The sequence below is a fragment of the Methylobacterium sp. E-041 genome, assembly GCF_022829665.1.
In the GTDB taxonomy this organism is placed as follows: domain Bacteria; phylum Pseudomonadota; class Alphaproteobacteria; order Rhizobiales; family Beijerinckiaceae; genus Methylobacterium.
This window is the reverse complement of record NZ_JAKSYQ010000169.1, coordinates 1-5,843: the sequence shown is the minus strand read 5'-3', so window position 1 is coordinate 5,843 and position 5,843 is coordinate 1. Positions and strand designations below refer to the sequence as shown.

At 61.8% G+C, this 5,843-nt stretch carries 9 protein-coding genes and 1 pseudogene; 2 read left to right on the top strand and 8 right to left on the bottom strand.

The window, feature by feature from the left end; genetic code table 11:
* A partial coding sequence (locus tag MKK70_RS15300; RefSeq protein ID WP_243948741.1) for a response regulator occupies window positions 1–381 on the bottom strand: 381 nt, incomplete at its 3' end.
* Window positions 382–492: 111 nt separating this feature from the next.
* On the opposite strand from MKK70_RS15300, the gene MKK70_RS15295 reads away from it, so the two are divergent.
* Entirely contained in the window at window positions 493–921 is a 429-nt protein-coding gene (locus tag MKK70_RS15295; RefSeq protein ID WP_409568280.1) for a MucR family transcriptional regulator, read from the top strand.
* A gap of 275 nt (window positions 922–1,196) precedes the next feature.
* Here the strand turns inward: MKK70_RS15295 and MKK70_RS15290 are convergent, their stop codons facing one another.
* Window positions 1,197–1,349, bottom strand: coding sequence for a hypothetical protein (locus tag MKK70_RS15290; protein WP_243948740.1), 153 nt, complete (start codon window positions 1,347–1,349; stop codon window positions 1,197–1,199).
* Between the two features lie 558 nt (window positions 1,350–1,907).
* On the opposite strand from MKK70_RS15290, the gene MKK70_RS15285 reads away from it, so the two are divergent.
* A complete protein-coding gene (locus tag MKK70_RS15285; RefSeq protein ID WP_243948739.1) occupies window positions 1,908–2,177 on the top strand; it encodes a hypothetical protein in 270 nt (89 codons plus the stop codon).
* Window positions 2,178–2,204: 27 nt separating this feature from the next.
* Here the strand turns inward: MKK70_RS15285 and MKK70_RS15280 are convergent, their stop codons facing one another.
* From MKK70_RS15280 to MKK70_RS15255, 6 genes and pseudogenes are all read right to left on the bottom strand, one after another.
* Entirely contained in the window at window positions 2,205–2,480 is a 276-nt protein-coding gene (locus MKK70_RS15280) for a PilZ domain-containing protein (protein WP_243948738.1), read from the bottom strand.
* A complete protein-coding gene (locus tag MKK70_RS15275) occupies window positions 2,480–3,031 on the bottom strand; it encodes a PilZ domain-containing protein (RefSeq protein ID WP_243948737.1) in 552 nt (183 codons plus the stop codon). Before MKK70_RS15275 ends, MKK70_RS15280 begins: the two co-directional genes overlap by 1 nt.
* A gap of 262 nt (window positions 3,032–3,293) precedes the next feature.
* A complete protein-coding gene (locus MKK70_RS15270; RefSeq protein WP_243948736.1) occupies window positions 3,294–3,545 on the bottom strand; it encodes a hypothetical protein in 252 nt (83 codons plus the stop codon).
* 6 nt (window positions 3,546–3,551) lie between these two features.
* The gene (locus MKK70_RS15265; RefSeq protein WP_243948735.1) at window positions 3,552–4,427 is read right to left on the bottom strand and encodes a tyrosine-type recombinase/integrase; all 876 of its coding nucleotides are present in this window, start codon (window positions 4,425–4,427) and stop codon (window positions 3,552–3,554) included.
* A 402-nt stretch (window positions 4,428–4,829) separates the two neighbouring features.
* Window positions 4,830–5,123: a hypothetical protein gene (locus tag MKK70_RS15260; RefSeq protein ID WP_243948734.1), complete on the bottom strand. Its 294-nt coding sequence runs from the start codon at window positions 5,121–5,123 to the stop codon at window positions 4,830–4,832.
* Window positions 5,120–5,620, bottom strand: a pseudogene (locus tag MKK70_RS15255) (ParA family protein); the annotation flags it as partial. The gene MKK70_RS15260 and the pseudogene MKK70_RS15255, both read right to left, overlap by 4 nt.
* Window positions 5,621–5,843 lie beyond the last annotated feature (223 nt).

Here is a 5,843-nt window from a genome sequence, read left to right as displayed (position 1 = left end):
AACCACGGCTTCGGCATGCCCCTGTGAGCGCCGAACAATCGCCTGGATGCGGGTCACGAGCTCGTCCTTGTGGAACGGCTTGGTAAGGTAGTCGTCGGCGCCAAAGCCAAGGCCCTTCACCTTGTCCTCGATGCTGGCCATCCCTGAGAGGATCAGGATCGGGGTCTTCACCTTGGCGACCCGGAGCTTCCTGAGCACGTCATAGCCAGACATGTCAGGCAGGTTCAGGTCGAGCAGGATGATGTCGTAATCGTAGAGCTTGCCGAGATCGACACCTTCCTCACCGAGGTCGGTGGTGTATGTCACAAACCGCTCGGATTTGAGCATCAGTTCGATGCTCTCCGCGACCGACGCATCATCCTCGACCAACAGAACCCGCATCGTCGAACCCCTAAAAATCTAAAAAACTCCTAATGCGATATCCCTAACAGAACCTTGACGCCTAATCTGGTAAGTTGTTATGCGGAGTGACAGGTATTTAAGGGTGATAAAATGACCGGTGGTGCGATGCTCGTTTCAGGACGTGACGAATTCGAGATGGCGGCCGACCTCGTCGCCGCCTTCGTCTCGAACAACAACGTTCCGGTCAGCGAACTGCCGGCGCTGATCACCAGCGTGCATGCCGCCATCACTGGTCTCGGCAACGGAGCCAAGGCTGAGACTGCTGTCCCCGAGATGCCGACGCCCGCCCAGATCCGCAAGTCGGTCACCCCGGACGGCATGGTCAGCTTCGAGGATGGCAAGACATACAAGACGATGAAGCGCCACCTCACGCTTCGCGGGCTCACACCGGAGAGCTACCGTGCGAAGTACGGCCTGCCGTCTGACTACCCCATTGTATCGGCCGCCTACTCCGCCAAGCGGTCCGAGCTGGCGCGTTCACTCAGCCTCGGCCAGTTGCAGCGCAAGGCAGCTGCTTAGGCTGCTGAGACGGGAGGAACGATCTCCGAGGCGCCTAAGCCCGTGGTCGGAAGCCCAAGGCGGTAGCAGCCTCAGAGGCAGCCCCGAAGGTCCGCGGCCGTAGGAATGTCGCCCAGGCGGCCTGACGCCGCTCAGCGGCCCGTTCCGGCCCGCCCTAGCGTTCGTTTCGGTGCCGAGCCTTCAACAGAGCCAAGTTGCGTATCGGCCTAGCTGGTGAGATCCGGGGTTCCCCCGCTCCGTGAGCAGATCGGAGCGGGGCCGAACCGTCGTAGGGGCTAAGCCAGGTCGTTCTGCTCTTCGGGGTCTTCCGGAAGGCGTTCCGCCGGATCGACGGTCTCCTCCGTGTGGCTTCCCTCGATTTTTGGGGCAGGACCCTTCAACTGAGCGGTGTGCGTGGCGGCATCCTTGGGCTTTTCTTCGTCGGGCATAGGCGTTCCTCCGTGTCGTTGATCTGTCTGACGCTCAGCGTGCTCCGGCCGCGCCTGTCGACGGGGTGGTGGCGCCCGAAGTGCCAGCACCCGGCGCACCGGTCCCTGTGCTCATCCCATTCGCTCCCGGGGCCGTCATTGGCGTGGAGCCCGTACCGCCACCGGCATTCGCGCCACCTGGGGTAGCGAGTTCCTTCGGCTGGCCGGTGGTCGAACCACCGGTGCCGGTGGTCCCCATGCCAGTCCCGGTCGTGCCAGAAGGGGCAGTTCGCGTTTGTTCGGCAAACAGGACACCTAGATTTGCTCCGAATGGATATCCCGTTAAAAAATGGGACATGCCTGAGTTGTGCTGTTGGGCAGGCACAACGTGAGATGGCTCCATATCGAAGCAACGTCACTGGGCGAACGGAAAGCACGCAACCTGACCTATATTTTTACTTTTAATTAACTTAGATATATAATTCTGCGAATGCTATTTAAGTGCGCCGGCTGGCTCGCAGAGCATTGTAGGAACTGACGTCTCGATTGTGGTTTCTCAGTTCTATAGGATTTCGAGGGATGCCAATCGATACCACGCCCGATCCTGATGACGTTCCCGTTCGGCATATTACAGGCGCTGTCAGTATCGTCCTAAACGGGCAGACGGTCGCGCTCAACTTGTTCACGGACCGGATGGCCGTGCTCATGAATGGTAGCGTGCAGCCTGATCCCATTGTAGCTGCACGTCTACGTCTTGATCTCGCGATGGCCCGCGAGATCCGGGATCAACTCGACGCTCATCTCAGCGGCTTGACGACAAGCCCAAGAGGTAGTTTGCAGCTGAACTGATGCCTTTCGCTTAAGGGCTGCTGAGCTTCAAAAATTCAATGTTGTCGAAATGAACTGAACCCCGATCGCCTCGTTCTCTCGACGGATGAGCCTGCAGGCGTGTTGAACCCCATCTGCCTCAATCAGCAGAGTGAACGCCTCCGGCACCCCGATTGCTGACGGCAGGGTGAGCTTCGCCCCCACGTCCGAGACGTTTCGGACTGCGCAGTCCATCACTGACGCCCCGTTGGGGAAGATGATCTTGGCCGCCTTCAGAACTCGCTTGCGCGGCGCACTGCGGCGCTCGATCTCTGGATGTCCCATCACAGGACCACGCGTTCATTGAAGGTCGTTGGGCTGTATGGAAGCTTGAAACGAACAGCGATCCCGTCGGCAGTGTGTCGGACAACAGTGGCGAACCGCTTTCCGACGGTCACGGCTGAACCAGGATCAGGTCGTTCGTTCGTCGCGAGGGCCACACCTGACATCGAAAGATCAACGATCTCTGCGCCGACGATCTGACCGTTCGATAGTGTGACGCTCACAGCGCGCTGGGTGGGTACGATCCGGGGATCATTCCGCTGATCGGCCGTGTCGTTGGCGTGAGCACGAAGCCAAGCGAGGCGATCGTCGATCCTCGCTTTGCGCTCTGCACTGGCTTCAACGAGTAGTGTGAACCCAGCGGAGCTTACTTCGCTTATCCGCCCAGGCACCACGCCGATTGCATCAAGATAGCACGTCGCCTTCATGCCAAGGCGGACTGCTGGTAGCCCATCTCGCCTTCTTACTTCGACGCGCACACTTGTCGAGATGATGGCAACGCATGTCGCTTTGCTGCCAGTCTCTAGAAGAAATCTTCCATGAATTTCAATCATGTGCCGTCATACATATGGCTAGATTGCTATAAGCGTCCCTATATAGCAGCTTAGACGTTTACAAATTATCTCAGGTTGAAAAGACGTCGAAAGTTGCTCCCAAGGCAACCTGGCGGCAGCAGGCTTCACAAGAACTCGCTCCCCGAGTGCCCCTTGAAGGCGTTCGCGCGTATGATGTAGCCGACGACTGTGCGCGGGTCTCGGTGCCCAGACTGATCCATGATCCTGGCGAGATCGGCCCCGCGCTCAGCTGCTGATGAGGTCAGCGAAGCTCGTAGCAGTTCACGACGACACGCTGGCTGCGGGTAACATCGAACAGCGTGGAGCATTGGACGAGGTGGTTCACGTCCTTCTTTTTGAACAGGATCAGCGAAGTCCGGACATCGTAGTTTCCGACATAGCCAGCAATCTCCCATCCGTCCGTTAGGAGGTGCTCGATTGTAGGGGCGGGCTCAGCCACTGCGACCCTGCCGCAGTGAGCGAGGGTTATGGCAATGCTCAGGCGGTAGCGCATCGTGATCTACACTCCCAGGAACCGCGCCGAGCTTTCGGACGGCCGCGCGTGAAGGTAGCGCCCGGTCATTGCGACCGAGGCGTGTCCAAGCGTCGCCTGCACGAGGTGAATTGGCGCGCCGCGGTCCAGGCTGTGCGAGGCGTGAGCGTGCCGGAGCCAGTGTGCCGAGACCTCCGCTGGAAGCCCTGCCCGCGTCACCGCCGCCTTCACCACACGGTGTACCGCGCTTGGATCAAGCGCCCCGCCCTTCCGTGACAGGAATACGGGGGCATCCGGTCCGGCCTCGCTGCGGAGGGCTACCAGCACCTTCCACGTCGCAGCCGACAGCAGGACCGCTCGCGTCTTGCCGCCCTTGCCGAAGATTGTCGCCTGCACGGCCTCATCGCGGGCCGAGAGGTCGCGCCAGCGCAGGCCGCACACTTCCGAGATCCGCAGTCCCCCGCCGTAGAGTACCGTCAGCAGCACGCGGTTTCGCACGTCCGGTTCCTGCCGGATCATCAGCAGCGCGTCGGCCTCCGACATGATGCGCTCGGCGAGCGTGTTCTTGATTGGCGGCACCTTCACCGCCGCGCCGATGTTGAACCGGAGGAACCCGACCTCTTGGGCGAACGTGAACAGGCTCTTGAGCGCCGAGGCCGCGAGCGCCACCGTTGCCGACGACCCCGGCCGGCCGGCGATGTAATCCTGTAGGTCGCCGATCCGAACTTGCCCCAGCGGCTTGCCGACGTGGGCCAGGAAGCGCCGCGCCTCCCGCTCATAGTTCCGACGCGTGTTCGGGCTCGCGGACCGCGCAAGCCAAAGCCGGACCATCTGCGCATCGTCGTCGGCCTGCGTTGGCGTTGCAGCTTCGATAGCTGTGACGACGGCCGGCAGCCCCGACATCCCGGTCAATCCCAATCCTGGCTGTCGAGCGTGCAAGCACCTTGCATGTGCTTCGCGATGGCCGTCATGGCCTCGCTGAGGGTCGCGTGAAAAGTTGGGACGGATCGCAAGCCCCCGCTCGGCTCGGGCTTAATCTCGAACCTGGTCACGAGACCTGACATCTCGATTGCGCCGAGTGAGCGGCTAAGACGGTCCGTCAAGCTCCAGACGGTACCTTTTTGCCCGGTCGGCGTGACAACGACATCTATAGCAGCGCCCAACGCAAGATAATGTGTCTTGTCTTGCGTTCGCAGAACATGCCGGAGTACCAAGACGCGCGCAACCTTATAATGCTGAAAGGCTGTAATGCTACAGCGCTGTCATGTGACAACGTCAAAGCGCTTTCATGCGACGGCGCTACGCCTACCGTTTCCGTTCCGGCTCTAACGCATCGACGGACGGATGCCCGTGCCGCTGCAAGGCCGCGTCGATCCCCTCCATGATGACATCGTGCACCTTCACGTCGCGGGTGAACGCGATCTCACGCAGGCGCCGATGGACCTCCTTCGGGAGGTAGACAGACGTATGCACCACGTCGGGCCGTGGCTTCCGGCCGACGGGCGGGCGCTCGGCCTCCGCCGCCGTGTCAGGAACAGGGGCGGCAGGCGAGGCGCCGGGGAGGCTAAGGCCACCGATCAAGGAAGGTCGCTTGCTCATGCCTTGCCGCCCTTCATCTTGCGATCAGCCCAGGCCCAAAGGGCGCGGATCTCGTCGGCCGCCTTCCCCTCGGGCGCAAATTCGGTGACGCCCTGCCCCGCTGCAATCGCGTCCTGATGGTCGGCCCGCTGCGTCAGCACCGGCTCTGCCAGAACGCCAAAAATCCCGAGGCCGTTCGCGGCTTCCGTCGCGCGCGTCGATCGCCCGGCCGGGCATTGGTTCAGGACGAAGGCGAACCGCTCGCGCATCCCTAGGCGCATCAGGGTCTCAATCGTCGGCATCGTGGCTTGAAGGTCGAGCCGGGACGGTCGAGCCGGGACCAGGGCGAGGTCAGCCGCTTGCATAGCGAGGTTGCCGCCGGTCGAGGACACGCCCGCCGTGTCGAGGATCGCGAGCGTGAAGCCTTCGGATTTCAGGGCCGCGAGGATCGCAGGCAGCTCGCCGAGCCGATCAGGTCCGAGCCGGTCAACAGCCGGCGCATCCGCGGCGCGGCCCTCGCCCCAGGCCGAGAGCGAGCCTTGCGGGTCGAGGTCGAGGGCGACGACACGTTCCCCGGCCTCGCTCGCTGCAACGTCTAGTTGTCGAAGCTATGAAGGTTGTTCACCCGGGGCGGGGGTGAGAGGCTGGGGTTGCGAAGCCAACCAACCCTGACCGAGCGCCCCGGATGAACACCCATCAGCATGCCCGCATGACGGTCCATGGTCGAGCTCTTCTGGTGAA